At 70.6% G+C, this 25782-nt stretch carries 26 protein-coding genes; 14 read left to right on the top strand and 12 right to left on the bottom strand.

Annotated features, from left to right (window positions below):
- The first annotated feature begins 10 nt into the window (after positions 1-10).
- From ASG52_RS25550 to ASG52_RS25525, 6 genes are all read left to right on the top strand, one after another.
- Positions 11-274, top strand: a complete 264-nt coding sequence (locus ASG52_RS25550) for a hypothetical protein (RefSeq protein WP_286159168.1) — start codon at positions 11-13, stop codon at positions 272-274.
- A gap of 136 nt (positions 275-410) precedes the next feature.
- Entirely contained in the window at positions 411-2006 is a 1596-nt protein-coding gene (locus ASG52_RS25545; RefSeq protein ID WP_056249776.1) for a c-type cytochrome, read from the top strand.
- A 261-nt stretch (positions 2007-2267) separates the two neighbouring features.
- Entirely contained in the window at positions 2268-3260 is a 993-nt protein-coding gene (gnd, locus tag ASG52_RS25540; RefSeq protein WP_056249771.1) for a phosphogluconate dehydrogenase (NAD(+)-dependent, decarboxylating), read from the top strand.
- Positions 3257-3988 (top strand): 6-phosphogluconolactonase, encoded by a 732-nt coding sequence (gene pgl, locus ASG52_RS25535; RefSeq protein WP_082552731.1) that lies wholly within the window; start codon positions 3257-3259, stop codon positions 3986-3988. The genes gnd and pgl overlap by 4 nt, the downstream gene beginning before the upstream one ends.
- Before the next feature lie 154 nt (positions 3989-4142).
- A complete protein-coding gene (locus ASG52_RS25530) occupies positions 4143-4649 on the top strand; it encodes a hypothetical protein (RefSeq protein ID WP_056249768.1) in 507 nt (168 codons plus the stop codon).
- An 82-nt stretch (positions 4650-4731) separates the two neighbouring features.
- Positions 4732-5541, top strand: coding sequence for a DUF1194 domain-containing protein (locus tag ASG52_RS25525; RefSeq protein WP_502691113.1), 810 nt, complete (start codon positions 4732-4734; stop codon positions 5539-5541).
- Positions 5542-5786: 245 nt separating this feature from the next.
- Here ASG52_RS25525 and ASG52_RS25520 read toward each other — a convergent pair whose 3' ends face one another.
- Positions 5787-6884 carry a 2'-deoxycytidine 5'-triphosphate deaminase gene (locus ASG52_RS25520; protein ID WP_056249763.1) on the bottom strand — a complete coding sequence of 366 codons (1098 nt, stop codon included), beginning with the start codon at positions 6882-6884 and terminating at the stop codon, positions 5787-5789.
- Positions 6881-7351: a hypothetical protein gene (locus ASG52_RS25515; RefSeq protein WP_056249759.1), complete on the bottom strand. Its 471-nt coding sequence runs from the start codon at positions 7349-7351 to the stop codon at positions 6881-6883. Before ASG52_RS25515 ends, ASG52_RS25520 begins: the two co-directional genes overlap by 4 nt.
- A 137-nt stretch (positions 7352-7488) precedes the next feature.
- On the opposite strand from ASG52_RS25515, the gene apaG reads away from it, so the two are divergent.
- Genes apaG through ASG52_RS25500 form a run of 3 tightly spaced genes read left to right on the top strand, consistent with a single transcriptional unit; the run spans position 7489 to position 9970 of the window.
- Positions 7489-7881 (top strand): Co2+/Mg2+ efflux facilitator ApaG/CorD, encoded by a 393-nt coding sequence (apaG, locus tag ASG52_RS25510; RefSeq protein WP_056249756.1) that lies wholly within the window; start codon positions 7489-7491, stop codon positions 7879-7881.
- A gap of 1 nt (position 7882) precedes the next feature.
- Complete coding sequence (argE, locus tag ASG52_RS25505; RefSeq protein ID WP_056249754.1) at positions 7883-9046, top strand: acetylornithine deacetylase; 1164 nt, start codon at positions 7883-7885, stop codon at positions 9044-9046.
- 3 nt (positions 9047-9049) lie between these two features.
- On the top strand, positions 9050-9970 hold the full coding sequence (locus tag ASG52_RS25500) for a bestrophin family protein (RefSeq protein WP_056249752.1): 921 nt from the start codon (positions 9050-9052) through the stop codon (positions 9968-9970).
- Between the two features lie 91 nt (positions 9971-10061).
- On the opposite strand, the gene ASG52_RS25495 is transcribed toward ASG52_RS25500, so the two are convergent.
- The 3 genes from ASG52_RS25495 to motA all read right to left on the bottom strand — a co-directional run bounded on the left by ASG52_RS25495 (position 10062) and on the right by motA (position 12378).
- Entirely contained in the window at positions 10062-10361 is a 300-nt protein-coding gene (locus ASG52_RS25495; protein ID WP_056249750.1) for a hypothetical protein, read from the bottom strand.
- Positions 10345-11358, bottom strand: a complete 1014-nt coding sequence (locus ASG52_RS25490) for a flagellar motor switch protein FliM (protein WP_056249966.1) — start codon at positions 11356-11358, stop codon at positions 10345-10347. The genes ASG52_RS25495 and ASG52_RS25490 overlap by 17 nt, the downstream gene beginning before the upstream one ends.
- A 147-nt stretch (positions 11359-11505) precedes the next feature.
- The gene (gene motA / locus ASG52_RS25485) at positions 11506-12378 is read right to left on the bottom strand and encodes a flagellar motor stator protein MotA (protein ID WP_056249748.1); all 873 of its coding nucleotides are present in this window, start codon (positions 12376-12378) and stop codon (positions 11506-11508) included.
- A 180-nt stretch (positions 12379-12558) separates the two neighbouring features.
- Between motA and hslV the strand changes: the two genes are divergently transcribed.
- The 3 genes from hslV (at position 12559) to ASG52_RS25470 (ending at position 15662) form a co-directional block, all read left to right on the top strand.
- Positions 12559-13089 (top strand): ATP-dependent protease subunit HslV, encoded by a 531-nt coding sequence (gene hslV / locus ASG52_RS25480; protein WP_056249745.1) that lies wholly within the window; start codon positions 12559-12561, stop codon positions 13087-13089.
- 101 nt (positions 13090-13190) lie between these two features.
- The gene (gene hslU, locus ASG52_RS25475) at positions 13191-14504 is read left to right on the top strand and encodes an ATP-dependent protease ATPase subunit HslU (protein ID WP_056249742.1); all 1314 of its coding nucleotides are present in this window, start codon (positions 13191-13193) and stop codon (positions 14502-14504) included.
- A 303-nt stretch (positions 14505-14807) separates the two neighbouring features.
- A complete protein-coding gene (locus ASG52_RS25470) occupies positions 14808-15662 on the top strand; it encodes an EamA family transporter (protein WP_056249740.1) in 855 nt (284 codons plus the stop codon).
- On the opposite strand, the gene ASG52_RS25465 is transcribed toward ASG52_RS25470, so the two are convergent.
- Complete coding sequence (locus tag ASG52_RS25465; RefSeq protein WP_056249736.1) at positions 15659-16102, bottom strand: DMT family transporter; 444 nt, start codon at positions 16100-16102, stop codon at positions 15659-15661. The genes ASG52_RS25470 and ASG52_RS25465 overlap by 4 nt on opposite strands.
- 111 nt (positions 16103-16213) lie before the next feature.
- On the opposite strand from ASG52_RS25465, the gene ASG52_RS25460 reads away from it, so the two are divergent.
- Positions 16214-17101 carry a LysR family transcriptional regulator gene (locus ASG52_RS25460; protein WP_056249733.1) on the top strand — a complete coding sequence of 296 codons (888 nt, stop codon included), beginning with the start codon at positions 16214-16216 and terminating at the stop codon, positions 17099-17101.
- 6 nt (positions 17102-17107) lie between these two features.
- Here ASG52_RS25460 and ASG52_RS25455 read toward each other — a convergent pair whose 3' ends face one another.
- The 4 genes from ASG52_RS25455 to ASG52_RS25440 form a co-directional block, all read right to left on the bottom strand.
- On the bottom strand, positions 17108-18808 hold the full coding sequence (locus ASG52_RS25455; RefSeq protein WP_056249730.1) for a methyl-accepting chemotaxis protein: 1701 nt from the start codon (positions 18806-18808) through the stop codon (positions 17108-17110).
- Positions 18809-18927: 119 nt separating this feature from the next.
- The gene (locus ASG52_RS25450) at positions 18928-19989 is read right to left on the bottom strand and encodes an MBL fold metallo-hydrolase (RefSeq protein WP_056249727.1); all 1062 of its coding nucleotides are present in this window, start codon (positions 19987-19989) and stop codon (positions 18928-18930) included.
- A gap of 52 nt (positions 19990-20041) precedes the next feature.
- The gene (locus ASG52_RS25445) at positions 20042-20455 is read right to left on the bottom strand and encodes a DUF1036 domain-containing protein (protein WP_056249722.1); all 414 of its coding nucleotides are present in this window, start codon (positions 20453-20455) and stop codon (positions 20042-20044) included.
- A gap of 118 nt (positions 20456-20573) precedes the next feature.
- Positions 20574-21887, bottom strand: coding sequence for a glycerate kinase type-2 family protein (locus ASG52_RS25440; protein ID WP_056249719.1), 1314 nt, complete (start codon positions 21885-21887; stop codon positions 20574-20576).
- Between the two features lie 204 nt (positions 21888-22091).
- On the opposite strand from ASG52_RS25440, the gene ASG52_RS25435 reads away from it, so the two are divergent.
- Positions 22092-22862 (top strand): N-formylglutamate amidohydrolase, encoded by a 771-nt coding sequence (locus ASG52_RS25435; protein ID WP_056249717.1) that lies wholly within the window; start codon positions 22092-22094, stop codon positions 22860-22862.
- 46 nt (positions 22863-22908) lie between these two features.
- On the opposite strand, the gene ASG52_RS25430 is transcribed toward ASG52_RS25435, so the two are convergent.
- Both ASG52_RS25430 and ASG52_RS25425 read right to left on the bottom strand, forming a co-directional pair.
- Entirely contained in the window at positions 22909-24084 is a 1176-nt protein-coding gene (locus tag ASG52_RS25430; protein WP_056249714.1) for a hypothetical protein, read from the bottom strand.
- 101 nt (positions 24085-24185) lie between these two features.
- A complete protein-coding gene (locus ASG52_RS25425; RefSeq protein WP_056249709.1) occupies positions 24186-25595 on the bottom strand; it encodes a malonyl-CoA decarboxylase in 1410 nt (469 codons plus the stop codon).
- Positions 25596-25782 lie beyond the last annotated feature (187 nt).

Genomic DNA, 25782 nt, shown 5'->3' with positions numbered 1-25782 from the left:
GGGGCGTGAGATGGCCGAGCTGTTTTCCAGTGGCCGCATCGTCGAGGTCATCCTGGCCCTGGTGGCGCTGGAGGCGCTGCTGCTCGTCGGCTTGCGGCTGCGGTTCGGCCGCGGCCCGAGACCCGCCGCTCTACTGTCGAACCTTGCCTCGGGCGCGGCGCTGATGCTGGCGGTGCGGGCCGCGCTGACCGGCGCGGACTGGCCTGTCGTGGCGGCGTGGCTCCTTGCCGCGCTTTTCGCCCATCTTACGGAAATGATGATCAGATTTCGGTGATTCCTGAGGTCGGGATCGCGTGCGTGTGACTGTTGGAGCTGGAACAACCGGGACTGTCTCGCGTTGCGAGCCCGTTCCTCTACTGACAACGAGACCAACCGAGGCCTGGGTCGTCATCTTTCGGGAGACCGCGTTCATGACACGACGTACCGCACGCGGCTCCGCCTGGATCGCCCTGGCCGCCCTGTTCACGGCCGGGCCGGCGCTGGCCCAAGGCGCCGATGCGGATCTGATCAAGCGCGGCGAGTATCTCGCGACGGCGGGCGACTGCGTCGCCTGCCACACCGCGCCGGGCGGCAAGCCCTATGCCGGCAATTACGGCCTCAACACCCCGATCGGCCTCATCATGACGCCGAACCTCACGCCGGACCCTGAGACCGGCATCGGCAAGTGGAGCTACGAGACCTTCGAGAAGGCGTTCCGCCACGGCATCGGCGACGAGGGCGAATACCTGTATCCGGCCTTCCCGTTCGCTTGGTACACCAAGGTCAGCGACGAGGACACCAAGGCGATCTTCGCCTTCCTCAAGTCGCTCGATCCGGTGAACGAGAAGCGGAAGGAGAGCCAGATCCCCTTCCCGTTCAACATCCGCACCGCGCTGATCACGTGGCGCACCGCCTTCTTCACCGAGGCCCGCTTCAAGCCCGATCCGAACGCGAGCGAGGAGGTCAACCGCGGCGCCTACCTCGTCGAGGGTCTCGGCCACTGCGGCATGTGCCACAACGAGCGCAAGATCGTCGGCAATTCGAGCCTCTCGGGCAAGCTCGGCGGCGGCGTCATCGATGGCTGGTACGCCCCCAACATCACGCCGGACGGGCACCAGGGCATCGGCGCGTGGGCCGACGACGAGGTCGTCACCTACCTCAAGACTGGCACGGCGCCGGGCAACCGCCCCGGCGTGGCCGCAGGCCCGATGCGCCAGACCATCGACGAATCGCTCTCGAAGATGACCGACGCGGACCTCAAGGCGATGGTCGCTTACTTGCGCACGGTGCCGGCCAAGCAGACCTACAAGGAAAAGGACCTCCAGGCCTTCAACCAGCCGGGCGCTCCGGGTGCCGACGTCTATCTCAGCTACTGCTCGTCCTGCCACCGGCCGGACGGCACGGGCGTTCCGGGCGCGATCCCGGCGCTCGCCGGTAACACCTCGGTCCAGTCGGCCGGGCCCGAGACGGTGTTGCGAGTCATCTATGGCGGCCTCGCGGCGCAGAGCGGCTACGCGCCGATGCCGGCAATCGGCCAGGACATGAGCGAGCAGCAGGTGCGTGATGTGACCGACTACATCCGCAACTCCTGGGGCAACAAGGCCCCGGTGATGAACTCGGGCGGCGCCGTCTCCGAGGCCAAGGCCGCGACGCAGACGATGCTGTCGGGCACCGCGCCCTGCGACGCGATCGCCGACGAGGCGGTGAAGAAGGCGATCGAGGACAACGGCATCGTCGCCGAACTGAAGGGCCTGACCGCGAACGACTTCATCCCCAAGCTCGTCGCCATCGTACCGAAGGTGAAGGGCGCGGCCTCGGGCGCCAAGGACGACGACATCGTCAACGGCCTCACCACCGCCTATTGCCAGGCCGCCCGCGACGAGCCGGGCGACGGCAAACTGAGCTGGCCCGCCCGGATCGGCTCCTTCGCCAACCTCGCCTACAGCCAGATCAAGCACCCGGAAAAGCAGGCCAGCGCCACGCCGGGCCAGCCGCCGGCCACCGGCACCAGCCCGACGAGGCAATAGGGTTTTTCGAGAAGCGATCGACTTGATGGCGAGCGGATCGGGCGGGGACTGAAAGGTCTCCGCCCGATCCGTTTTTTGCACTCCGTCAGTGCGAGGCGCGGGTCTGTCTGACTCGTCGCCCCGCTTCTTGAACACTCTACTCCCGCGTCAGCGCAGCCGTGCGGGCGATGCATGAGCAGCATCGGAACGCCGGCTTGGCCGACGCGTTCGAACCGTCGACGACCGTCTCCCGGGGGCGGCCTGCTGACGGGAGTGCGTACGATGCAAATCGGGATGATCGGGCTGGGCCGGATGGGCGGCAACATCGTCCGCCGCCTCATGCGCGACGGGCATACGGCCGTGGTGTTCGACCGCGATCCGGCGGCGGTGAAGGCGCTCACCGAGGCAGGCGCGACGCCCGCCGACAGCCTGGACGATCTGGTCCAAAAGCTCGATGCACCCCGCACCGCCTGGGTGATGCTGCCCGCCGGCCCCATCACCGAGGAGACGGTGGGGACGCTCGGCGGGCTGATGCAGGCCGACGACTGCATCATCGACGGCGGCAACTCGTTCTATCAGGACGACGTGCGCCGCGCCCGCGAACTCGACGCCAAGGGCATCCACTACGTCGATGTCGGCACCTCCGGCGGCGTCTGGGGGCTGGAGCGCGGCTATTGCATGATGATCGGCGGCCACAAGGCGGCGGTCGATCGGCTCGATCCGATCTTCCGCACCCTGGCGCCGGGGCTCGGCGACATCCCCCGCACCGTCGGCCGCGACGGGCGCGATCCGCGCGCCGAACTCGGCTACATCCATGCGGGCCCGAGCGGGGCCGGCCACTTCGTCAAGATGATCCACAACGGCATCGAATACGGACTGATGCAGGCCTATGCCGAGGGCTTCGACATCCTCAAGCACGCCAATTCCGAGCAGGTGCCGGAAGAACGCCGGTTCGATCTCAACCTCGGCGATATCGCCGAGGTATGGCGGCGCGGCAGCGTGGTGTCGTCCTGGCTGCTCGATCTGACCGCGACGGCACTCGCGGGCAGCGAGACGCTGGAGGAGTATTCCGGCTACGTCGAGGATTCGGGCGAGGGCCGCTGGACCATCAACGCCGCGGTCGAGGAGGCGGTGCCGGCCACCGTCCTGTCGAGCGCGCTCTACCGCCGCTTCCGTTCCCGCGAGGATGCGAGCTACGCCGACAAGCTGCTCTCGGCGATGCGCCAGGGCTTCGGCGGGCACAAGGAGCCGCCGCGCCGGGGGCCGACGCCGTGATCGCGCTTCCCGAGAACACCCAACTCTTGGACGATGCCGAGGCGACCGCCCGCGCGGCCGCCGAGCACCTGATCGAGCAGGTGACCAGCGCGGAGGGCGAGCGCGCCGCGGTGTGCCTGTCCGGCGGATCGACGCCCAAGCGCCTCTACGCGCTGCTGGCCTCCCCCGGCTTCGTCGAGCGGGTGCCGTGGGAGCGCGTCCACTGGTTCTTGGGCGACGACCGGGTGGTGCCGTGGGACGATGCCCTCAGCAATGTCCGCATGGTCCGCGAGGCCTTCGGCCACTCGACGCCGGTGCCGCCGACGCATCTGCACTTCATCCCCTCCGACGAGGGCGCGAAGGCCGGCGCCCGCGCCTATGAGGCGACGCTGAAGGATTTCTACGGCGCCGACCGGCTCGATCCGGCCCGGCCCCTGTTCGATCTCGTCCTACTTGGCCTCGGCAGCGACGGTCACACCGCCTCGCTGTTTCCGGGCAAGCCCGCGGTGAAGGAGCGCGCGGCCTGGGTCGCCCCCGTGCCGGAGGCCGGGATGGAGCCGTTCGTCCCGCGCATCACGCTGACCTTCCCGGCGCTCGCCTCCGCCCGCTCGGTGCTGTTCCTCGTCAACGGCGCGGGCAAGCGCGATCCGCTTCAACGCCTCGCGGCGGGGGAAGACCTGCCGGCTGCCCATGCGTCGAGCGTCGGCGCCCTGACATGGTTCATCGATCGCGAGGCGGCGGACGCCTGACTGTTTTGACCAAGCCCCCGAACACGACGAGAAATCCTGCGGTTTCCCGCGCAAAAACCGCGACATAAGCCGTAGATCATCGCCCCTGCCGCAATTTCGCCGTAGCTCTTGCCGGTGTGTGAACGCCTCACCGACGAGAAGACGGAGGGGTGCCGTGTCGGGAAGCGAGTTCGTCGTCGAGCCGGATCGGTGGTCGCTGCCGCGCCGCCAGATTTCCGCTGTGCGCGGTCCGTTGAAGACGGTTCCGCACCGCCGCACCATGCCGCTTTGGCCGCTGGGCCTCGGGGTGGTCGGCCTGTCGCTGGCGCTGGCCGTCTCCCTTGCATCGCGCCCTGCCCCCGCGCCCGCCGAGCCGGTCCCGGCGATGGTGGCCGAGACGCTGCCGACGCCGCGCATCGTGGGCGCGGCCGAGGTTCCGGTTCCCACTGCCACGTCGTCCGCTGTCGAGACCCCGGCCGCCGAGCCGGTCGCACCGCGCCCGCGGCCCGAGCCGGTGGCACCGCAGCGGGCCGCGGCTCCGGCGCTCGATGTCGGCCAGCTGCCCGTGCTCCAGCTCGATGCCGCCGCTTTCGACGCGGCCCCCATCGCCGAGACGGCCTCCCGCCCACCGGCCAAGCCACCCGCGCGTCACGCCGCCCCCCGGATCGCCGGACAGCCCTGACACCCGGTCTCCCGACTTCTGTCCGATGGTGCGCCCTGCGGGCTTCGACTACCCTCGCGAAAAGGTCGGCAGGGAGACGGGCGTGGCGTTCAGACCGATCCGGGCGTGGTGCGCCGCCCTGGCCCTCCTCGCCCTGGGGCAGCGGGCGAGCGCCGAGGACGGCGTCGCCACGGCGCTCGTGGTCTCGGTCGATGTCTCGGGCTCGGTCGATGAGACCCGCTACCACCTCCAGATGGAGGGCATCGCCGAAGCGCTGGAAGACGAGGCGGTGCTCGCCGCGATCCGGGCCAATCCCGGCGGCATCTACTTCGCGCTGGTGACCTGGGCCGACGGCGCCCGCCTCGCGGTCGATTGGCGCCGCATCGCCTCCAAAGCCGACGCCGCGGCGACCGCATTGCTGGTGCGGGCGGTGCCGCGGGTGCCGGGCGAGTTCACCTGCGTCGGTCAGATGCTGCGCACGGTCTCGGCGAGCGTGGTGCCGCGCCTGCCGGTCACTGCGGATCGGGTGGTGATCGACGTGTCGGGCGACGGCATCGACAATTGCAGCGATGTGGACGCGATCCACACCGAGCGCGATGCGCTTCTGTCGGCAGGCACCACCATCAACGGCCTGCCGATCCTCGTCCCGGGCGAGAACGACGTGGTCGGCGTCGGCGCCTATCGCGCCCCCGGCTACGGCCTGCGCGAGCTGCCGCGCCAGACCTATCGCGACGGCACCACGCTGGACGCATGGTACCGCGCGCACATCGTTGGCGGCCCCGGCCATTTCCTGCTCGCCGCCCGCGGCTACGGCGATTTCGCCCGCGCATTGAGGCAGAAATTCGTGATGGAGATCAGCGGGCTGGCGCCGGGTGCGACAGGGGATGAGCCGCGTTCCGTGGCGAGCCGGTGAAATCCACGGCTCTCTTCTTCGGTGCCTCCCACCTATCCCCTCATCCTGAGGTGCCGGAGCGAAGCGGAAGCCTCGAAGGAGGGCTCCAGGAATCGCGCGGCGGGCTGGAGCCCTCCTTCGAGGCTGCTTCGCAGCACCTCAGGATGAGGGGGTTTGATGGGAGGGGGGCGCATGCCGACCACCTCAAAGTCATTGACGAAAAAGCGTTATACGATTTTCGCGGAAACGGTATAACGCCCCTCGGCTCAAGCGAAGTGCTTCGACAGCTTCAGCCCCTGCGCCTGATAGTTCGAGCCCGCCCCCGCGCCGTAGAGGGTGGCGGGACGCTCCAGCATGCGCTCGTAGACGAGGCGGCCGACGATCTGGCCGTCTTCGAGCAGGAACGGCACGTCGCGCGAGCGCACCTCCAGCACCGCTCGCGCCCCGGTGCCGCCGGCCTCGCCGAGGCCGAAGCCCGGATCGAAGAAGCCGGCGTAGTGGACGCGGAACTCGCCAACCAGCGGATCGAACGGCACCATCTCGGCCGCGAAGTCGGCCGGCACGCGCACGGCTTCCTTGGAGGCCAGGATGTAGAACTGGCCGGGATCGAGGATCAGCGTGCGGGTGCCGTCGGCAGGCAGCGGCTCCCAAAAATCGCCGGTGCGGTGGGCGCCGGGCTGATCGACGTCGATGAGACCGGTGTAGCGCTTGGCGCGGTAGCCGATCAGGCCGCCGAAGCCCGCGAGATCGACCGAGACCGCCACGCCCCCGTGCAGCGACGGACTCGCGACATCGACCAGCGGGTCGCGGGCGTGGAGCGCCGAGAGGGCGTCCAGCGACAGCCGCGGCTCGCCCCGGCGGAAGCGCACCTGCGACAGGCGCGAGCCGGTCCGCACCCGCACCGGGAAGGTGCGCGGCGAGATCTCGGCGTAGAGCGGCCCGCGATAGCCGGCCTCGATCTGGTCGAAGGCGCTGGCGTAATCGGTGATGACGCGGGTGAACACGTCGATCCGGCCCGTGGAACTCTTCGGGTTGGCGCCCGCGCTGAGGTCGGCCGGCAGCGCGAGGCTTTCCTGCAATTCGGCGATGTAGACGCAGCCCGTCTCCAGCACGGCGCCGTTCGTCAGGTCGATCTCGTGCAGCGACAGCGCCTCGATGCAGGCCGAGACCGGGCGGCTGTGGCCGGGCAGGAAGCTGGTGCGCACCCGGTAGGCACGGCGCCCGAGCCGGAGGTCGAGGCTCGCGGGCTGGATCTGATCCGACGCGTAGGGCGTCGCGGGCAGGATCGCCCCGCTTTCCGTCAGTGCGGCGATGCCCTGAGCCGCCAGGATGCCGCCGTCGCGGCCCATATTGTCGTCGTTCATCGCGGCTCCCTCCCGCCCGTCTTGTCCTGCGCGGCCTCGCGCTCCGCCGCATCGAGCACGGCCACCATCCGGGCGAGCGCGATCCGGGCACAGGCCGCCATGGCGACGAGGCCGGCGAGCGTACAGGCCAGCAGCGGAAACAGGTTTGGCCGCAGCCACGCGCCGAGCGCGACGAGAAGGCCGCCGATCCAGACCGCGTTGCCGAGCATCAGCAGCGGCGAGGCCACGCCTTGGAACTCGGCCGCCACGCCGATGCGCGCGTGCACACACCGCACGACGATCCGCGCGACCGTATCGAGCACGAGGGCGAGGACGAGGGCGAGCGCGGCCCACGTATTCTGCGCCGGGTGCCACCACGCGAAAGTGAGCGCGGTCGCCAGGGTGACGAGGAGGCCGAGGGCGTCCGAAAGCGCCGGGCGCCGCGCGGCGGCAGCGACGGGGGCAACGTTCGGCGAGGCGTTCGGCACGAGGTCTCCGCCGGCTGATCCGGCCTGTCGGCCGGGTGGAACGCCGCGATTGACGGGATTTCGGGCGCCACGTACCACGACCCGAGGCAGATGTCGCGTCGCGGCCTGCGCTTCGTCCACGGAGACGGTTTCACGCGATGTACAAGGCCGAGACGCGCGGCATCATGGTGACGGTGGAGCCCCGCTTCGTCGAGGAGGAATCCTCGCCGGGCGAGAGCCGTTATTTCTTCGCCTACACGGTCGAGATCGTGAACAACGGCAGCGAGCAGGTGCAGCTGCGCTCCCGCCACTGGCGCATCATCGACGGGCGCGGCGCCTGCCAGGAGGTGCGCGGCGCGGGCGTCGTCGGCAAGCAGCCGGTGCTCGAACCGGGCCAGTCGTTCAGCTACACCAGCGGTTGCCCGCTCACCACGCCGGACGGGCTGATGGCCGGCAGCTACACCATGGCGACGATGGGCGGCGAGAGCTTCGAGGCGGAGATCCCGGCCTTCTCCCTCGATTCGCCGCACGTGCGCCGCGTCGTCCATTAGGATGGCCGGTGAGCGCCTGAGCCCGCTGGAATTGCTGGAGCGGCTCGTCGCCTTCGACACCGAGAGTTCGAAGTCGAACCTCGCCCTCATCGAGTGCGTGGCGGGCTATCTCGACGGCTGGGGCGTGCCCTACGTGCGCGTGCCGAACGCCGCGGGTGACAAGGAGGCGCTGTTCGCGACGCTGGGGCCGAGGATCGACGGCGGCATCGTGCTGTCGGGCCATACCGATGTCGTGCCGGTGACGGGGCAGGCCTGGACCACCGATCCGTTCCGGCTCCGGGTCGCCGACGGCCGCGCCTATGGCCGCGGCGCGGTCGACATGAAGGGGTTCGACGCGCTGGCGCTCGCCCTGGTGCCCGAGGCGCTGGCCGCCGACCTCAAGCGGCCGATCCACATCCTGCTCTCCTACGACGAGGAGACGACCTGCCTCGGCGTCGCCGACACGATTCGCCGCTTCGGTGCCGACCTGCCGCGGCCGGGCGCCGTCATCGTCGGCGAGCCGACCGGCATGCAGGTGGCCGACGCCCACAAGAGCATCGTGACCTACAACACCACCGTCCACGGCCACGAGGCGCATTCGGCGAAACCCATGCTCGGGGCCAACGCCGTGATGGCGGCGGCCGACCTGATCGCCGAGCTGAACCGCATCGCCGACGCGATGGTGGCCCGCGGCGACGCCTCGGGCCGGTTCGATCCCCCGAACACCACGGTCCATGTCGGCACGATCCAGGGCGGCACCGCCCGCAACATCCTGCCCAAGCTCTGCGCCTTCCACTGGGAGTTCCGCGGCCTGCCCGACCTCGACATGGGCGAGATTCCGGCCCTGTTCGAAGCGGCCTGCGAACGGGTGACCCGGGAGCGACTGAACCGCTACGGCGATTTCGGGCGGATCGAGACGGTCGAGGAGGTGGCGGTGCCGGGGCTCGCTCCCGATCCGGGCTCGGAGGCCGAGCGGCTGGCGCTGCGGCTGGCGCAGCGCAACCGCACGATCTCGGTGCCCTACGCGACCGAAGCCGGGCGCTTCCAGGGGGCCGGCCTCCCGACGGTGGTGTGCGGGCCGGGCTCGATCGATCAGGCGCACCAGCCGGACGAGTACGTCGCGCTGGACGAGTTGGAGCGCGGCCAAGCGTTCATGCGCCGGCTGCTGGCCGAGTGCGCCACCTGAGCCATGATCGTCCGCCCGCGGCCCAACGTCTTCACCATCCTGTTCGCGCTGCGCGGCTCGATCCTGCCCAAGGTCGCGCCGAAGGTGATCGCGATCTCAGGCCTCGCCTGCCTCGTGGTCGCGCTGGAGCAACGCCATGCCGAGTGGTTCCCGATCACTGCGGGCATCGGGCCGTTCACCCTGGTCGGCCTCGCGCTCTCGATCTTCCTGAGCTTCCGCAACGGCGCCTGCTACGACCGCTGGTGGGAGGCGCGCCGGGCGTGGGGCACGCTGATCGTCGAGATGCGGGCGCTCGCCCGGCTGATTCCGGCACTGCTGCCGGAGGCCGGACAGGCGGATCTGCGCCGCCGTAGCTTGCGCCGGGCGGTGGGCTTCGCCCAGGCGCTCCACGCCCGGCTGCGCGGCCTCGACGAGGCGGGGGCCGCCGAGCCGTGGCTGCCGCCGCAGGAAAGCCTGCCACTCGCCGACCGCCCCAACCCCGCCGACGCGGCGCTCGCCGGCCTCACCCACGACTTCGCTGGGGCGATGCGGGCGGGTGCCTTCGGCGAGGTCGGCTTTGCCACGCTGGAGCACAAGGTCGCGAGCCTCGGGGCGATCCAGGCGGTCTGCGAGCGCATCCACGGTACGCCGCTGCCGTTCGCCTACACGCTGCTGCTCTATCGCACGGCGTGGCTCTACTGCCTGCTGCTGCCGTTCGGACTCGCCGGCTCGCTCGGCTGGTCGACGCCGGTGGTCGCCGCGCTCGTGGCCTACGCCTTCTTCGGCCTCGACGCGCTCGGCGACGAGTTGGAGGAGCCGTTCGGCACCGACGCCAACGATCTGCCCCTCGACGCGCTGTTGCACGCCGCGGTGACGCCCGTGCTCGATGCGCTCGGCGAGCGCCGGCCGGACCCGCCGCGGGCGGAACGGTTCACGCTACGCTGAAGGCTTTTCCCACCCATCCCCTTCATCCTGAGGTGCGGAGCCGTAGGCGCAGCACCTCAGGATGAGGGGAATGGGTGGGAGAAGCGATCCCTTACGCCTTCGGCTCGCCCTTCGCTGCCAGCAGCGCGGCGCGGGAGGCTTCGAGGCTGGTGATCAGCGCCCGGGCCTCCTCGATCTTCACGCTCAGCGCCTCCAGAATCTCCCGCCCCTCGCCGGAAAAGCTGCGCACGGCGTCACCGGCCTGCGTCAGGGCGATGCCCGACGCCGTGACCGCCGCGCCGTACTCGGCCTGGACCCGGTCGAGGCGCTTGAGCTTGAGATACATCGGCACCACGCAGGCGCTCGTCGCGACCAGCGCGATGAGCAGGATGCCGTCAACCAAGGAGCCCATCCGCCCCCTCCTTCTCGGGATTGATCGCCTCCTCCACCCGCAGGACGTAGGCGCCCTGCGACTGGCCGGCCCGGCACCAGAACAGCGGCCGGTCGTTGCCCTCCAGCTTGATTCGCGTGTTGGGCGTGGCATCGAGTTCGAGCACCTGCCCCACTTTCAGCCCAGCGATCTCGCCGAGCGTCAGGTGGCGCTCCTCCAGCACGGCGCGCAGGCGCACCGCGGTCTTCTGCACCTCGGCCGTGATCTGCTGCGCCCAGCGCGGGTCGCGGGCGGCGGATTCGCCGGTCAGCACCTTGCCGAGTGCGGGGCGTAAGGGGTTCAGCACCGTCTGCGGGATGATCAGGAACATCTCGCCGCCGCGGTTTAGCGCCTGGAGCAGGAACTTGGCCTGCACCGACTTGTTGGAGCGCCGGCCGATGATGGCGAACTCCATCCGGGTCTCCATCCGCTCCAGACGGAACGGCGTCTGCGAGACGAGGCCGAAGGAGGATTCGAGCGCCTTGCCGACCTGCTCGAACACCATCTGGGCGATGCGCAATTCGATCGCGGAAAAGTTGCGCTCCTCCTCCACCGGCGGCTCGGAGCCGTCGGCACCGAACAGCACCTCGACCATCGTGTAGATGAAGTCGCGGTCGAGCCCGACGAGGATGTGCCCGTCCCACTCGGGGGCGTGGAAGATACCCACCACCGCGTTCGAATCGTAGGCGTCGAGCATCTCGCCGAAGCGCCCGCTCTCGACGCCGCTCAGCGAGTAGAAGGTCGAGGACGAGGCCAGATGCTTGGCCGCGTCGCTGCAGGCGGTGGCGAGCCGGTCGAAGATGACGCTCAGCATCGGCAGCCGGTCGAGCGACAGGCCGCCGGATTCCTGGATGCGGGCGCGGATGTCGGTGGCAGGCTTGGCCGCCGCCGTGAGCAGGGCGTCGAGAGCGGAGGCAGGCTTGGCGGCCGGCGTCTCGGCCGGCGCCTGAGCCGGCTCGCGATCCAGCGCGCGCGCCAATTCCTGGGCCGATCCCTCGACCGGCGCCGGAGCCGGCTCCTGCGCGGTCGCCAGCACGTCCTCGAACGCGGGCGCCTCGGCCTGAGCGGTCTCGTCTACGGTCCGGTCCACCGACTGGTCCACCGATTCTTGCACCGGTCCGCCCCCTTACGCGGCGGCCGGGGCGCGGCCACCCGGCACGGTGGCGGCCTCGACTTCGTCGATGGTCGGGCGGTCGGCCCCGGCGATGCCCTTGCGGCCGTGCTCGATCGCGACCTGGGGCAGCGCGCCGTTCATGTAGGCGATCAGCGTCTGCTTGATGATCGTGTAGGGGGTGCACTGCTTCTCGCGGATGCCCTTCACCTTCACGGCGAGCGGGGCGAGCATGCCGTATGAGGCGAACACGCCGATGAAGGTGCCGACGAGCGCCGCGCCGATGAGGCCGCCGAGGATCTGCGGCGACTGGTCCAGCGCACCCATCGCCTTCACGATGCCGAGCACCGCCGCGACGATGCCGAGCGCGGGCAGCGCCTCGGCGACCGTGTTGATCGCGGCGTAGGGCTTGAGCTTGTACTTCTTGTGCGTGCCGATCTCCTCCTCCATCAGCGCCTCGATCTCGTGCGAGCGGGCGTTGCCGATGAGGATCAGGCGGCAATAGTCGCAGATGAACAGCACCAGATCGGGATGCTTGGTGACTTCCGGGAAGTTCTTGAAGATCTCGGATTCGGTCGGGTTGTCGAAGTGGGCCTCGACCTCGTTGCGCGGCTTGGTCTTCAACTCGCGCATCAGGGCGTGCAGCAGGCCGAGGAGCGAGAGGAAATCCTGGCGCTTGGGGCCCTTGCCGGTGAAGGCCTCCATCGTGGCCTTGCCGGAATCCATCACCGTCTTCATCGGGTTGGCGATAACGAACGTGCCCGCCGCCATGCCGAAGATGATGACGAACTCCCAGGGCTGCCAGATGACGATCAGGTGACCGCCCATGGCCACGAAGCCGCCGAGCATGGAGCCGATGGCGATGACAAGGCCGACGATGATTCCCATGGCACTCGTTCCGCGGACGGCCGGCGACGAGAGCGCGGCCCTTGGGCCAGGGGAATAGGCGGGCAGGCTTGCGCGGGGCTTTGTCGGGCGTGCGGGTTGGAGGCGGCCGGCCGAGCGCATAACTGAGGCTCGTCATTCCGCCACCGGAGAACATCCTTGTCCCAAGACGGCCCGCCCCAGATGCACGCCACGACGATCCTGATGGTCCGCAAGGGCGGGCGCGTGGTGATCGGCGGCGACGGGCAGGTCAGCCTCGGCCAGACCATCGTGAAGGGCAACGCCCGCAAGGTGCGGCGGCTCGCCAAGGGCAGCGTCATCGGCGGCTTCGCCGGGGCGACGGCCGACGCCTTCACCCTGTTCGAGCGGTTGGAGGGCAAGCTGGAGCAGTATCCCGGCCAGCTCACCCGCGCCTGCGTCGAGCTGACCAAGGACTGGCGCACCGACCGCTATCTCCGCCGGCTGGAGGCCATGATGCTGGTCGCCGACAAGGAGGTGAGCCTGCTGCTCTCCGGCTCCGGCGACGTGCTGGAGCCCGAGACCGGCGTGATGGCGATCGGCTCCGGCGGCAATTACGCGCTCGCCGCCGCCCGCGCGCTCGAAGACGGCGATCTCGACGCCGAGGCGATCGTGCGCAAGGCGATGAGGATCGCAGGCGACATCTGCGTCTACACGAACGGCAATCTCGTCATCGAGACGCTGGACGCGGGTTGATGCGATCCTGCTCCGTCATTCCGGGGCCGCGACTGGAAAGCCCCTTCCGGCGCGCCTAGATCGAACTCCTCGGTGCCCGAGCGCCGTAGACTTGGAAAGCAATGACCACCTTCTCCCCCCGCGAGATCGTCTCCGAACTCGACCGCTTCATCGTCGGCCAGAAGGACGCCAAGCGCGCGGTCGCCATCGCGCTGCGCAACCGCTGGCGCCGCCAGCAGCTGAAAGGTCCGCTGCGGGAGGAGGTGGCGCCCAAGAACATCCTGATGATCGGCCCGACCGGCTGCGGCAAGACCGAGATCGCCCGCCGTCTCGCCCGGCTCGCGGGGGCGCCGTTCCTCAAGATCGAGGCGACCAAGTTCACCGAGGTCGGCTATGTCGGCCGCGACGTGGAGCAGATCGTGCGCGACCTCGTCGAGGTCGGCATCGGCCTGACGCGTGAGGAGAAGCGCAAGGCGGTCAAGGCCAAGGCGGAAGCCGCGGCCGAGTCGCGCATCCTCGACGCGCTGGTCGGCCCGTCCGCGAGCCCGGCGACCCGCGAGAGCTTTCGGAAGAAGCTGCGGGCGAGCGAACTCGACGACAAGGAGGTCGAGATCGAACTTGCGCCGAGCGGCGGGCAGGGCATGCCGATGTTCGAGATTCCCGGCATGCCCGGCGCTTCCATGGGGGCGATCAACCTCAACGACATGCTCGGCAAGGCGCTCGGCGGCCAGCGCGGCAAGCCGCGCCGGATGAGCGTCGCCGACGCCTACGCGCCGCTGATCGCCGAGGAGAGCGACAAGCTCGTGGACGACGACGCGCTGATCCGCGAGGCCGTGCGCGAGGTCGAGGACAACGGCATCGTCTTCCTCGACGAGATCGACAAGATCTGCGCCCGGGAAGGGCGCTCCGGTGCCGACGTGTCGCGCGAGGGCGTGCAGCGTGATCTGCTGCCGCTGATCGAGGGCACCACGGTGGCCACGAAGCACGGGCCGGTGAAGACCGACCACATCCTGTTCATCGCATCCGGCGCCTTCCACGTCTCGAAGCCGTCCGACCTGCTGCCGGAGTTGCAGGGGCGGCTCCCGATCCGCGTCGAGCTGCAGCCGCTCACCGTCGAGGACTTCAAGCAGATCCTCACCGCGACCGAGGCGAGCCTGATCAAGCAAACGGTCGCCCTGATGGAGACGGAAGGCGTCACCCTCGACTTCACCGACGATTCCGTCGATGCGCTCGCCCGCGTCGCCGTGGAGGTGAACGGCTCGGTGGAGAACATCGGCGCCCGCCGCCTCCAGACCGTGCTGGAGCGGGTGATCGACGACATCTCCTTCACCGCCACCGACCGTTCCGGCGAGACGGTGCGGATCGACGCGGCCTATGTGCGCGACCGGGTGGAGGATCTGGCGGCGAACGCGGATTTGAGCCGGTTCATTTTGTGAGGATGGGACTGCAGCCCCGTCTGGAATTAGGATCGAAACGACGGCCCGTGCATCCCCTCGCCCCGCCGTGCGGGGAGAGGGCCGCGACGACCTCGTCGTCGGCGCGGCGAGGCGGCAGCCGAAGGTGAGGGGGCTTATCTGCAGGAGGCTCCTCCGTCGAAGCCCCCTCACCGCCGCTTCGCTTCCTGCATGGACGACCAGGTCCATGCAGCCCTCTCCCCGCATGCGGGGAGAGGGGGGAGCCGGTGGCCTCCGGGGCGATCAGTCGGACGGCCCATCATGGAAGCCGGCAGGCGTATCCCCATGACCGAGCGATCCGGGAGCCTTCTGCTCCCCGTCGCAGCGGTGGTGGCCGCGATGGTCTCGATCCAGTCCGGGGCGGCGTTTGCCAAGACCCTGTTTCCCGTCGTCGGCCCCGCCGGGATGACGGCTTTGCGGGTCGGCTTCGCCGCGCTGATCCTGCTCGCGCTCCGGCGGCCGTGGCGGCGCAGCCTCTCGGCCCGAGACTTCGGTACTGTGGCGCTCTACGGCGCGGCGCTCGGGCTGATGAACCTGCTGTTCTACCTGTCGCTGCGCACGGTGCCTCTGGGGATCGCGGTGGCGATCGAGTTCACCGGGCCGCTCGCCGTGGCCCTGTGGGGTTCGCGCCGCCCGGCCGACCTCGCCTGGATCGGGCTCGCCGTCGTCGGCCTCGTCCTGCTGCTGCCGCTGCACGATGCGGCCCCCGTCGATCCCCTCGGCGCCGCGCTGGCGCTCGCGGCGGGCGGGTGCTGGGCACTCTACATCGTGTTCGGGCAGGCGGCGGGCCGGGCCGGCGGCCCTACGGCGGTGGCGCTGGGGATGAGCGTCGCCGCGCTCCTCGTCGCCCCGGTCGGGATCGCGCAGGCCGGCGCCGAGCTGCTGGTGCCCGCGACCCTCGCGGCCGGGCTCGCGGTGGCGGTTCTGTCGAGCGCCCTGCCCTACTCGCTGGAGATGTTCGCGCTGACCCGGATGCCGCGCCCGGCCTTCGGCGTGTTGATGAGCCTGGAGCCGGCCATCGCCGCGCTCGCCGCCATGCCGCTCCTCGGCGAGGTGCCGAGCCCGCTGCAAGGGCTGGCGATCCTGTGCGTCAGCGCCGCCTCGATCGGCATGACGGTCAGCGCGCAGCGAAGAGTTTAGCGCCGGATCAAAAACACCCCGCCGATCAGCAGGGCGATTCCCAGAAGGCGCGAAAGATCGACCGGGCGCTGCTCGAGGCCGAGCCAGCCGAAATGGTCGAAGGCGACCGAGGCGAGCATCTGCCCGGCCACGACCAGGACGATGAAGGTCGCCGCGCCGAGTTGCGGCACCAGCACGATGGCGAGCCCGATGAAGATCGCCCCGAATACCCCGCCGGTCCACGCCCACCACGGCGCCCGCAGCAGCACGGCGGCAGCGGGCGGCGGATCGCGCAGCGCCACGGCGAGCACGGCCATGCAGGCGAGCCCGACGAAGTAGCTGGCAAACCCCGACCACGCCGCCGAGGCGAGCGCGCCGCGCAGGTTCGCGTTGAGGATCTGCTGCGTGACGACGCTGATGCCGGCGAGCACGGCCAGGGTGGAGGGGATGAGGAGAAGCATTGGTGGGAGCCTCGTCGTGCCGCCAGAGCGGCGGACTTCGATGCTCCTTGACAATCACCGCAGCCCCATGCCGTCAAATGACCGAATTCGAAAAATCCATGTGGATCGGGCATGATGAATCCGGCCCATCTCGATCTCTTCCGGGCGGTGATCCGGCACGGCGGCATGACACGGGCGGCCCAGGCGCTCGGGCTCGGCCAGCCGCATGTGAGCCGGGCGATGGCCGCGCTGGAGGCCGAACTCGGTTTTCCGCTGTTCGTGCGCGGGCACGGCGCGGCCCTGCCGACCGAGGAGGGCGAGGCCTTCGCCCGCGAGGTCGAGCAGACCTATGCCGGCCTCGATCACCTGAGTCAGGCAGCCCGCCGCATCGCCGAGCGCGGCACCGGCGCCCTGTGGATCGCCTGCCAGCCGTCGCTCGCCGCCCGGCTGCTGCCGCGGGCGATCCGGCGGCTCGACGCGGAAGTGCCGGGGGTGCGCGTCTCGGTCCACGTGCCGAGCCCGGACACGATCTGGGCCTGGGCGGCCTCGGGCCAGTGCGACATCGGCCTCGCCCGGCCGCGCGAGGGTTTTTCAGGCGTGGCGGCCGAGCCGTTCCTGACGATGGATGCCGTCTGCGCCGTCCCGCGGGGGCACCGGCTCGCGGCAAAGCGCCATCTCGGCCCGGCCGATCTCGCCGAGGAGCCGTTGATCTCCGGCGGCCCCGGCCCGTTCGGGCAGGCGATCGAGGCCGCGTTCGCGGCGGAGGGCATCGCCCCGCGCATCGTCCTGACGGCGCAGTTCACGGCGGCCCGCTGCGGCCTCGTCGCCGAGGGGATGGGCGTCGCCATCGTCGATCCGGTGCCCGCCCGCGAGTTGTCGGGCCTGCCGATCGTCCTGCGCCCGTTCCGCCCCGCGCTCCCCATCGAGACGCTGCTGCTGATGCCCGCCGCCCGTCCGCCGGGCCGGCTGACGGAGCGGCTGGTGCGACTGCTCAAGGCGGAGCGCGACGCCTTGGTTTGAGAGCGATCAGGCCGCGACCGCCTTCAGGAACGTATCGATCTTCGCCTCCAGCCCCTGAGCCGACTCCGCCACCGAGGCGGCGGCGCCCTCGACGTCGCCGGCGGTGCCGGCGGCGCGGCGGGCGGCGTCGGTGATGGCGGCGAGCGCGGCGCCGATGGAGACGGCGGCGGTGGCGTTGTCGGAGGCGTTGCGGGAAATCTCGCCCGTCGCCGCGCCCTGCGCCGAGACCGAGGCGGCGAGTTCCCCGGTGGTGCCGCTGATGACGCCCATGCGGTCCGACATCCGGCGGATCGCCGCCACGGCGATGCCGGTGGCCTGCTGCACCTGCCCGATCTGGCCGGCGATCTCTTCCGTGGCCTTGGCGGTCTGGCCGGCGAGCTCCTTCACCTCGGAGGCGACGACCGCGAAGCCGCGGCCGGCCTCGCCCGCACGCGCCGCCTCGATGGTGGCGTTGAGGGCGAGCAGGTTGGTCTGCTCGGCGATGGCGCGGATCAGGCCGACCACGTCGCCGATGCGCTGGACGCTGCCGGCGAGTTCGCGGATGCCGGTGTCGGTCGCCCGCGCCTCGCCCGCCGCACCCTCGACCTCGTGGCGCGCGGCCTCGATCCGCACCGAAATCTCGGCGATGGAGGCGGTCAGCTCTTCGGCCGCGCTCGCCACGGCCTGAACGTGGAGCGCGGTGTCGTGGAAGCCCGCCGAGGCGCTGCCGACGCCGGATTCCGCCCGGCGCGACAGGTCGGACATCGTCGCGGCGCGCGCGGCCAGGGAGCGGGCACGGTCGCGCACCTCGTCCATGCTGCGGCCGGCCTCGGCGCGGAAGCGGGTGATCTCGCCGTCGAGATGGGCGCGGCGGCGGCTCTCGTCGCGGGCGGCGTCGCGCTGCTCGCCCTCCAGATCGCGGGCCCAGCGGCTCGTGGCGACGAGGCCGTTAAGCGCGCGGGCGACGGCGCCGATCTCGTCGGCGCGCTCGGTGTGGGTGATCGGGCTGTCGAGGTCGCCCTGCGCCAGCCGCTCGGTGCGCGCCGCGATGGCTTTCAGCGGGCGAAACAGCCGGGCGGCGATAAGGCCGACCGCGATGGAGGACAGGAGCGCCACGAGGGCCGCGGCCGCGCCCATGACCGTCATCGCCTCCCGGTAGAGGGCGTGATAGCGCTCAATCGGAATGCCGACATAGAGGATGCCGTTGACCTTGCCCGCGGCATCGAGCGTCGGGTGGTAGACGGTGAAGAAGCGGCGCCCGAACAGGTCGGCGGGCCCGGCATAGGCTTCGCCGCGGCGGAGTTTGGCTTGCGCCGGATGGTCGGCGGTGAGCACCGTGCCGACGGCGCGCTCGCCGTTCTCCTTCTTCACGTTGGTGATGCGGCGCACGAAGGCATCGCGGGCGGCATCGAACGTGAAGACCGTGGCGTTGCCGCCGACATAGGCGACCGTGCGATCGACGATGGTGAGGTCGGAGAGAGCGGACAGGTCGGGGGCCTGGACCGTGGTGAGCGTCCGGCCGTCGAAGCGGGGGCTCGCGCCGTCCTTTGCCTCGGCGAAGACGCGTGCAAGGGTGCCGATATTGAGTTGCCCCTCCTCCGCCTGCCGCGCCTCCAGTTCCGACCAGATCTCCCGGCTCGCGGCGAGCCAGAACGCGCCGGTAGTGAGGCTGACCGCGATCACGGCGAGCGCGATGACCTTGACGGTCAGGGTCTTGAAGCGGAGCATCGCGGGGCCGAGGGTTGCGGGAAACACAACCCCATAATGCGCCTTGCGCGTTAGCGCGCGCTTAACTGTTGGCGCGTCCGCGAAACGATTGAATTCAAGAGTGCGTGAGGGTCGCTGATCTATCCTTCCCAGACTTGCCCAGGGCGCAACGCCAGGAACCGCTCCGGCGGCAGGCCAGCTGCGCTCAAGGCCTCTGCCAGCGCCTCCACCGGTCGCTCGATGCCCTCGTCGGTGAGCCGGAAGGTGCCCCAATGGTGGCCGAGCGCCTGGGTCGCGCCGAGAAGGCCGAGCGCTTCCACCGCGTCGGCGGGGTTCATGTGCTGGGGCTGCATGAACCAGCGCGGCTCGTAGGCGCCGATCGGCAGCGTCGCGAGGCGGGGCGCCCCGAACGTCGCGCGGATGTCGCGGAAGATGGAGCCGTCGCCGAGGCCCGTATCGCCGACATGGTAGTGCACGCCCCGCGGCGTGGTGAGGCAGTAGGCGCACCAGAGCGCCATGCGCCGGTCGTTGACGCCGCGGGCCGACCAGTGGTTAGCCGGCGTCAGGTGGGCGGTGATGCCGCCGCCGAGATCGACCGAGCCACCCCAGTCGCGGGTCTCGACATGCATGGTGTCGTCGTAGCTGCGCAGGATCGCGTCGTTGCCGAGCGGGGCGACGATCAGCGGTTGGTGGTCCTGCCAGAGGCGGACTATCGCCGGACCGTCGAGATGGTCGTAGTGGTTGTGGGTGATCAGCACGGCATCGATCGGCGGCAGATCGGCGTAGACGATGCCCGGCGGGTTGACGCGCTTCGGGCCCGCGAACCGCACCGGGCTCGCCCGCCTAGAAAACACCGGATCGACCAGGATGTTGCGACCGGCCACCTGGAACAGGTAGCTCGCGTGGCCGATCAGGACGACGCGCATCCCCTCGACGCGATGCGGCGGCTTGTCCGGCGGAAACGGGCTCGGGAACGCGGCGGGCCACGCCTCGGGCTTGCCCTTCATGCGCCAGCGGGCCAAATCCGAAAAATTCTTGTCGGCGGGCTGGTTCGGGGCGTGGAAGCGCAGGCCGTCGAAATGGTCGCTCTTCGGCCCCTGGTAATAGGGGTTGCTGCCGCGCCGCCGCGCGGCATAGCCGACGCCGCCGAGGGTCATCACCGTGGCCGCGCTGGCGACCGTGAGCAGGCCACGCTTCTTCATACGGCCGAGATGGCTCCCGCGCGGCCGCGATCAAGCGCGGGGCGCGGTTTCATCACGGCCCGCCGGTCACCGGCTGGCCCGGATCGGAGAGCTGGATGGTCCAGTTCTTCTGCTGTCCGGTGTCGACTTCGATGAAGCCGTTGCGGTCGAAGCCGCGGGCGAGGCAGTCCTCGACGCCGCGGATGGTGAAGGCGGTGTCGCGGGTGCACATCATCGCCCGGCCGCCCCACTCGCCGCCGCGGGTGTAGTCCACCGCGTAGACGTAGTAGAACTGCGCCGCGAGCGTGCCCTTCTGCAGGGTCTCGCAGGAGCGGGGCTTCAGGTCCCACCAGCCCTCGGTCACCCAGCCCTGCGCGTCGCGGTAGCCGAGCGTCACCCCGACCTTGCTGCCGGTCTGATTGCACAGCCGCAGGTCAGCCAGCGCCGGCGTCGTCATCAACGCCAGCAGGCAAGCGCCGACCCCCATCAAGGTTTCGAAAGGACGAGTCCTTTCGCGGGTCCAGGGCAGAGCCCTGATCTTGGAGGGAAGCCGGGGCTCCGCCCCGGCGCCCCGCCAAAGGGATGATCCCTTTGGGAACCCGGATTCAACCGACGAGGATGACGCGGCAATCGTTGACATTCGTGCGGGTCGGACCGGGCTGGACGAGATCGCCGATGGTGGCGAAGAATCGCGTCGAATCGTTGTCCGTCAGCATGGCCTGCGGATCGAGCCCGGCGGCGCGGGCGCGCGCCAGGGTCGAGGGATCGACAAGGCCGCCGGCCGGATCGGTGGCCGCACCCCGGCCGCCATCGGTGCCGTCGGTGTCGGCGGCGATGCCGGCGATGTCCGCGGCGCCGTCGAGCGCGATGGCGAGCGCGAGCGCGTATTCCTGGTTCGGGCCGCCGTCGCCCTCGCCGCAGATCGTCACGGTGAGTTCGCCGCCGGAGATCAGGGCGACGCGCCGCCCGGCGGCCTTGGCGTCGAGCGCGAGGCGCGCGTGCTCGGCGGCGACCTCGCGGGCCTCGCCTTCGAGATCGGAGCCGAGCATCACCGGCTCGTAGCCGGCGCGCTTGGCCGCCTCGGCCGCCGCCTCCAGCGCATCGATGGGGCGGGCGATGATGCGGTACTCGGCCCGCGCGAAGGCCGGATCGCCCGCCTTCGGGGTCTCGTTGGCGGGGTCGTTGAGCAGGTCGATCGCGGAATCGGGCAGCGTGATGCCGCGGCGCTCGCAAATCGCGCGGGCGTCGGCCAGCGTCGAGGGATCGGGCACGGTCGGGCCGGAGGCGATGACGGACGGGTCGTCGTGCGGCACGTCCGAGATCGCCAGCGTCAGGATCTTTTTCGCATTTTGCGCCGCCACGGCGAGGCGTCCGCCCTTGATGCGCGAGAGGTGCTTGCGGACGGCGTTGATCTCGTTGATCGGCGCGCCGGAGCGCAGCAGCGCCTTGGTGATCGCCTGCTTCTCGGCGAGCGTCAGGTCGCCCGCGGGCGCGATCCAGTTGGCCGAGCCGCCGCCGGAGAGCAGCACCAGCACCTCGTCGTCCGGCCCGGCGCTCTCGGCCAGCGCCAGCGCCTCCTTGGTCGCCTCGATGCCGGCGGCGTCCGGCACGGGGTGGCCGGCCTCGACCATGCGGATGCCCGGCGCGTCCTCGCCGTAGCCGTGGCGGGCGACCGCGAGGCCGACGATGCGGTCCTCCGGCACGCCGTGCTCCTGGCGGTAGAACCGGCTCGCCATCGCGGCCATGGAGCCGCCGGCCTTGCCCGCGCCGAGGATGATCAGCCGGCCCGGCGTCGGCGCCGGCAGGTGGCCGACGAGGCACTTGCGCGGGTGGGCGGCGGCGATGGCCTCGTCGAGGATGGCGGACAGCAGGGCGCGCCGCTCCCGGATGGCCGGATCGGTCGGGGCTGGGGCGGTCATGGGCGTCCTCGCGGCAGCGTCTTGTTTGTCCCGTGCTTGCCCGAGCCCCGGCGGCGCGGCAAGCCTTCGCCGTTTCACAAAACTTTCGCAGGGCACAGCATTCTTTTTGTTGGTGCTTCCGACGAAACCGCACAATCGCGGCACCGATCCCGCATCGCCGCCGCCGGCTCTGTCGAAGCGGACGGAGCGGCCCAGATAGACGCCATGCTCAGCCCTACTCCCGCGCTCACGCTCCACCCGGAAGAGCCCGCCGAGATCATCGACGGCGATCCCGCCCGCGGCCTGCTGATCCTGTGCGAGCACGCCTCGAACCACGTGCCGGCCGACCTCGACCGGCTCGGCGTGCCGGAGCGGGAGTTTTCCCGCCACATCGCCTACGACATCGGCGCGGCGGCGGTGACGCGGCGGCTCGCGGGCCTGCTCGGCGTGCCCGCGGTGCTGACGCACTTCTCCCGCCTCATCATCGATCCGAACCGGGGAAAGCGCGACCCGACCCTGGTGATGCGCCTGTCCGACGGGGCCATCGTGCCGGGCAACGCCCGCATCGACGCCGCCGGCATCGCGGAGCGCATCCGACGCTTCTACGCGCCGTTCGACCGGGCGGTGGACGAGGCGGTCGCCCGCGCCGAGCATGTCGGCGCGCCGCCGATGATCCTGACGATGCACAGCTTCACGCCGTTCTGGCGCACGGTCGCCCGGCCCTGGCAGGTCGGCGTGCTCTACGACGGCGACGCGCGGATGGCGCAGCCGATCATCGAGGCGCTGAAGGCCGACCCCGCCGGGCTGTGCGTGGGCGACAACCAGCCCTACGGCGGAGGCCTGCCCGGCGACACCATCGACCGCCACGCCACCGCCCGCGGCCTGCCGAACGCCCTGATCGAGATCCGGCAGGACCTGATCGGCGGGCCAGAGGGGCAGGCGGAGTGGGCGCAAAGGTTCGCGGGGCTTTTGCGGCCGATGCTGCGAGGGAATTGAAGACAGGGCGGCACCACAAGGGAGACGCCGCGCCACGTGCTGTTCCTCAGGGGCGACCGCGCAGGGAGGCCGGCTGGCCCGGCAGCGCCAGGCGAAAGCCCGTATCCCGGATCGCGTCACCCTCGATCCGGTACACGCCGAGACTGCGGTCGGTGTAGTTGCCGATGTAGACGTAGCCGCCGCTCGGGTCGAAGGCGATGCCCTGGACCACGGCACCGGCCGGCGCCTCGCCGAGCCGGCGCAGGCGCCCCTCCGGCTCGATCGCCACCAGCACGGCCGCGCTTCCTGGCGTGTAGGCGGGGCTCGCCTGCGGTGCCGCGGAGCCCTTCACCACGGCGATGGCCGCCCGGCGCCCGTCGGGGCCGATCGCCAGCGTTTCGGCGGTGTCGCCGACCCCGAGATGATCGAGAACGACCGGACGGGCGGAGCCAGTGCGGATCAGCGCGACCGTGTCGGCATGGCCGTCGCTCGGAGCCGGGCCAGCGTTGCCGGACAGCGCGAAGGCCCCGTCCGGCGTCACCTCCAGGCCGTAGGTGCCGGCCCCGACCGGCATGTCGAGGGCGGGGTCGTGGCGCCATTGTCCGTCGGCGAGGGTGAGGATTCCGACCGTGCCGGCCTTGTTCTTGGCCACATACGCCCGCCGTCCGTCCGGTGCGAGAGCAACCGCCGCGACCTCGGCCCCGATCTCCACCTCGGCCACGACGCGAACCTTCCGCTCGCCGAGCGCCAGGACCGACACGCTGCGGCTCTCGCGGTTGGCCACCAGCGCGACGTCCCCGGCCTTCGCGATGGCGAGACCGGAGGGCTGCCGGCCGACCCGGATCGTCTCGACCAGGGCGGGCGGCTCGGCGGCGAGATCGACGACGTACAGGAGATCGTCGGCTTGCGCCCACCAGTTCTCGCCCTCCTGCCGCATGGTGACGGGGCTGGTGATCAGGCCGAGGCGGCCGTCCGGCGTGATCTGGAGATTGGTCGGCGGCCCATAGACGGAGGTGTCGAGCTTCAAAACATGGGCAAGACGCGGCCGGGCCGGATCGGCGATGTCGATGACGGCAAGCCCATCCTGGCCGTTCGGCCCGTTCACCGGGCCTTCGGGCCGGAAGAACGTCTTCCCGTCGAGCCCCGCGATCAGGAGAGAGCGCCCCTCCCCCGCCCAGGCATGTCCGCTGAGGATCAGGACCGCCGCAAGCAGCCCAGCCCTCTCGTATGCGCCGACCCGCATCGCATTCCCCCGACCCATCCGATGCCGACGAACCGCTCGCTTTCGTCCGAGGGGCCGTGACGGCGCGAAATCGTGACCCGGCGCATCGATCGACGCGCTCCCTACTCCGCCTCCGCCAGCACCACCGCCCGCGGCGGCGGCAGGTTCGTGCGCAGCTCGCGGCTGACCGTAGAGGACGCCGCCACCGTGCCGAGGTTGGCGTAGGTCTCGTGGTTCTTCTCGATCGCCGAGAGGTCGTAGAGGTAGTTGACCATCAGCCCGTAGGACTGGCGCATCCCGTTCTTCGAGGTGTCGCCCAAAAAATTCATCCGCTCCAGCCGGGCGCCGTTGCCGAGATGGAACCGAGCGACCGGGTCGAGGGGGCGACCGCGGGGGTTCTTGGCGCGCAGAAAATAGGCGGCCGCCGCCGGCAGCATGGCGCGGCGCACGGCCTCGCAAGCCGCTTTGTCGTGGCGCCACGCGTCGCCGTCGAGGGCGCGCAACGTGTCCACGTCCTCGCGGGTCAAGCCCTGCGGCGCGTCGGCCCGGCGCTCGCGGTCGAGCCAAGTCCGGAAACCCGGCACGGGGGAGAGGGTCACGAAGGTCTTGAGCGAGGGGATCTCGCGGGCCAGATCCTCGACCACCTGCTTGATCAGGAAGTTGCCGAAGGTGACGCCGGCCAGGCCCTTCTGGCAGTTCGAGATCGAGTAGAAGATCGCGGTCGTGGCCGCGCGCGCCGGAATCGTCTCGCGCTCGTGGGCGAGGATCGGCTGGATCGCCGGCGCAATGGCGGTCGTCAGCGCCACCTCGACGAAGATCAGCGGCTCGTCGAGCAGCGCCGGGTGGAAGAAGGCGAAGCAGCGCCGGTCCGGCGGCTCGATCCGGCGGCGCAGCTCGTCCCAGTCGGCGATCTCGTGGACCGCCTCGTAGCGGATGATCTTCTCGAGGATGTCGGCGGGCGTCGACCAGTCGATGTGGCGCAGCACGAGGAAGCCGCGGTTGAACCACGAGGCGAACAGGTGCTCGAAATCGCTGTCGAGGCTATCGACGGCGTCGAGCGTCGCGGGCGCGGCGCCCTGATCCTTGAGGCGCTTCCTCAGCACGAACAGATCCTCGCGCATCCGCACCAGCGCCAGCGTGCCGCCGCGGGCGAGGTTGAGGCGGCGGATCAGTTCCTGCGAGCGCGGCTCGGCGGCCTCGTGCAGCACGCCGAGGCGGGTGCGGCTCGGCTGGGCGCGGTAGGCGGTGATCGCCTCCTCCACCGCCGCGTGGTCGGCGTCGAACTCGTCGGCGACGAGGCCGAGGAAGGCGAGGCGCTCGTCGAGCGGCAGGGCGGCGTAGCGCTCCAGCACGAGGCGGGCGAGCGCCACGCCCGAGGCCTCGCCACGCCGCGAGATCAGGTCCTCGCACAGCTTGGCGAGGTCGGCGGCGCTCGCCGTGCGGGCGAGGTCGCCGCGGCCGAAGCTGATGAGGTCGCGCCCGCGGTCGCTGATGGTCTGGAGAAGGTCGCCGAGGAACGAGATCGCCGCCATGACCGTCAGCTCCCGCGAAGCCGGGGCCGGCGCCCCGGACGGGCGGCCAAGCCTCTCTTCAAATTAGGGCCACGCCGCCCGCTTCGCCAGCGTCGGAGGCCAGAGGTCACGGGGATTTCGGTGCATGCCCAGATCGTGAACAGGCGAAGGATTCGGACGACCGGCCGGGCGACGGCAACGTGTTCTT

Origin of the sequence: Methylobacterium sp. Leaf456 (genome assembly GCF_001425465.1) — a bacterium.
Lineage (GTDB): Bacteria > Pseudomonadota > Alphaproteobacteria > Rhizobiales > Beijerinckiaceae > Methylobacterium.
This window is presented reverse-complemented; position numbering and strand designations above follow the sequence as displayed.

Coding starts and splice junctions, on each gene's coding strand:
- ASG52_RS25550 (WP_286159168.1), top strand. CDS start 11: ATGGCCGAGCTGTTTTCCAGTGGCCGCATCGTCGAGGTCATCCTGGCC.
- ASG52_RS25545 (WP_056249776.1), top strand. CDS start 411: ATGACACGACGTACCGCACGCGGCTCCGCCTGGATCGCCCTGGCCGCC.
- gnd (WP_056249771.1), top strand. CDS start 2,268: ATGCAAATCGGGATGATCGGGCTGGGCCGGATGGGCGGCAACATCGTC.
- ASG52_RS25520 (WP_056249763.1), bottom strand. CDS start 6,884: ATGAACGACGACAATATGGGCCGCGACGGCGGCATCCTGGCGGCTCAG.
- apaG (WP_056249756.1), top strand. CDS start 7,489: ATGTACAAGGCCGAGACGCGCGGCATCATGGTGACGGTGGAGCCCCGC.
- argE (WP_056249754.1), top strand. CDS start 7,883: ATGGCCGGTGAGCGCCTGAGCCCGCTGGAATTGCTGGAGCGGCTCGTC.
- ASG52_RS25500 (WP_056249752.1), top strand. CDS start 9,050: ATGATCGTCCGCCCGCGGCCCAACGTCTTCACCATCCTGTTCGCGCTG.
- ASG52_RS25495 (WP_056249750.1), bottom strand. CDS start 10,361: ATGGGCTCCTTGGTTGACGGCATCCTGCTCATCGCGCTGGTCGCGACG.
- motA (WP_056249748.1), bottom strand. CDS start 12,378: ATGGGAATCATCGTCGGCCTTGTCATCGCCATCGGCTCCATGCTCGGC.
- hslV (WP_056249745.1), top strand. CDS start 12,559: ATGCACGCCACGACGATCCTGATGGTCCGCAAGGGCGGGCGCGTGGTG.
- hslU (WP_056249742.1), top strand. CDS start 13,191: ATGACCACCTTCTCCCCCCGCGAGATCGTCTCCGAACTCGACCGCTTC.
- ASG52_RS25470 (WP_056249740.1), top strand. CDS start 14,808: ATGACCGAGCGATCCGGGAGCCTTCTGCTCCCCGTCGCAGCGGTGGTG.
- ASG52_RS25465 (WP_056249736.1), bottom strand. CDS start 16,102: ATGCTTCTCCTCATCCCCTCCACCCTGGCCGTGCTCGCCGGCATCAGC.
- ASG52_RS25460 (WP_056249733.1), top strand. CDS start 16,214: ATGATGAATCCGGCCCATCTCGATCTCTTCCGGGCGGTGATCCGGCAC.
- ASG52_RS25455 (WP_056249730.1), bottom strand. CDS start 18,808: ATGCTCCGCTTCAAGACCCTGACCGTCAAGGTCATCGCGCTCGCCGTG.
- ASG52_RS25450 (WP_056249727.1), bottom strand. CDS start 19,989: ATGAAGAAGCGTGGCCTGCTCACGGTCGCCAGCGCGGCCACGGTGATG.
- ASG52_RS25445 (WP_056249722.1), bottom strand. CDS start 20,455: ATGGGGGTCGGCGCTTGCCTGCTGGCGTTGATGACGACGCCGGCGCTG.
- ASG52_RS25440 (WP_056249719.1), bottom strand. CDS start 21,887: ATGACCGCCCCAGCCCCGACCGATCCGGCCATCCGGGAGCGGCGCGCC.
- ASG52_RS25435 (WP_056249717.1), top strand. CDS start 22,092: ATGCTCAGCCCTACTCCCGCGCTCACGCTCCACCCGGAAGAGCCCGCC.
- ASG52_RS25430 (WP_056249714.1), bottom strand. CDS start 24,084: ATGCGGGTCGGCGCATACGAGAGGGCTGGGCTGCTTGCGGCGGTCCTG.
- ASG52_RS25425 (WP_056249709.1), bottom strand. CDS start 25,595: ATGGCGGCGATCTCGTTCCTCGGCGACCTTCTCCAGACCATCAGCGAC.